The organism is Mycobacterium sp. 852002-51163_SCH5372311 (assembly GCF_001667115.1).
GTDB lineage: Bacteria > Actinomycetota > Actinomycetes > Mycobacteriales > Mycobacteriaceae > Mycobacterium.
In genome coordinates, this window is the sequence record NZ_LZIJ01000150.1 from 1 (window position 1) to 1,357 (window position 1,357).

The 1,357-nt window shown below is 63.7% G+C and carries 1 protein-coding gene; it reads left to right on the forward strand.

The genetic code is table 11. The features are described 5' to 3' along the window. Positions 1-104: 104 nt before the first annotated feature. Positions 105-1,292, forward strand: a complete 1,188-nt coding sequence (locus tag A5791_RS17600; protein WP_067239562.1) for an IS481 family transposase — start codon at positions 105-107, stop codon at positions 1,290-1,292. Positions 1,293-1,357: the final 65 nt, after the last annotated feature.

Below are 1,357 nucleotides of genomic sequence, written 5' to 3' on the forward strand. Positions count from 1 at the left end.
TGTATGACCTCGGCTGATGCTTGACATTTCAGCTTCGGGTGATGCCTGACAGTGTTTCGGCTGATGCTTGACAGCTGTTTCGGTTGATCCTTGACACTCCCTAGATGAGGGAGTTAACCGTGGCCGAGCAGAGATATCAGGCCGTGATGGCCGTAATTGCCGATGGTTTGGCGGTGTTACAGGCCGCCGAAAAGGCAGGTGTGTCGCGCCAGACGCTGCATACCTGGTTGGCCCGCTACGAGGCCGAGGGCCTCGACGGGCTGGCGGATCGGTCGCATCGGCCGGTGTCGTGTCCGCACCAGATGCCAGCCGAGGTCGAGGCGGCGCTGGTGGAGTTGCGCCGCTCCCGACCGTACTGGGGGCCGCGGCGGTTAGTGTTCGAGCTGGCCAAACGCGGCATCACGCCAGTGCCGTCAGAATCAGCGGCCTATCGGGCGTTGATTCGGGCCGGCATGATCGACCCGGCGTTGCGGGATCGGCGCTCACGCAAGTGGAAACGCTGGGAACGCGGGCTGCCGATGGAGCTGTGGCAGATGGATACCGTGGGCGGATTCGCGCTGGCGGACGGCACCAGCGCCAAGGCCTTGACCGGGCTCGACGATCACTCCCGGATGTGTGTGTCGGGGCGGTTGATGGCGCGGGAGCGCACCCGTGCGGTCTGTGACGGGTTGCGCGCGGCCATCGCCAAGTACGGGGCGCCCGATCAGCTGCTGACGGACAACGCCAGGGTGTTCACCGGCCGCTACAACAACCCGCCGGTGGAGGTGCTCTTTGATGCGATCTGCCGCGACAACGGGATTGAGCACCTACTCACGCAGCCGCGCAGTCCCACCACTACCGGCAAAATCGAGCGGTTCCACCGCACGATGCGGGCCGAATTCCTCAGTGATCAGCAGCCTTTCACCAACATCAAGGTGGCCCAGCAGGCCTTCGATGAGTGGATCGACTACTACAACAACACCCGTCCACATCAATCGCTGGACATGGCCACCCCCGCTGAGCGTTTCACCGCCGGTACCCCCGTGAGCACGCCAGCGGCGGCGACGACGGCACGCCAGGACCGCAGCGGTCAGGACTGGGTCAGCCGCCGGGTGTGCTCCAACGGCATCGTGTGCGTGTCATGGCAACAAGTCAGCGTCGGACGCCACCACGCCGGCGCCCGCTGCGACGTCCACATCGACGGCGACCTACTGCGCTTCTGGATCGGCAACGACCTGGTCAAAACCGCCGCACGCACCACTAGCGGAGAGGTACGAAACAAACGGGCCCTGCGCACCAGCACGCAGACCTAGCTATAACAACGAGTGTCAAGAAACAACCGAAACAGAAACGTCAAGAATCAACCGACTCTGAACAG

What these genes read in the sequence shown, in the direction of transcription:
- A5791_RS17600 (WP_067239562.1), top strand. Translation starts at nt 105, where the DNA reads ATGAGGGAGTTAACCGTGGCCGAGCAGAGATATCAGGCCGTGATGGCC.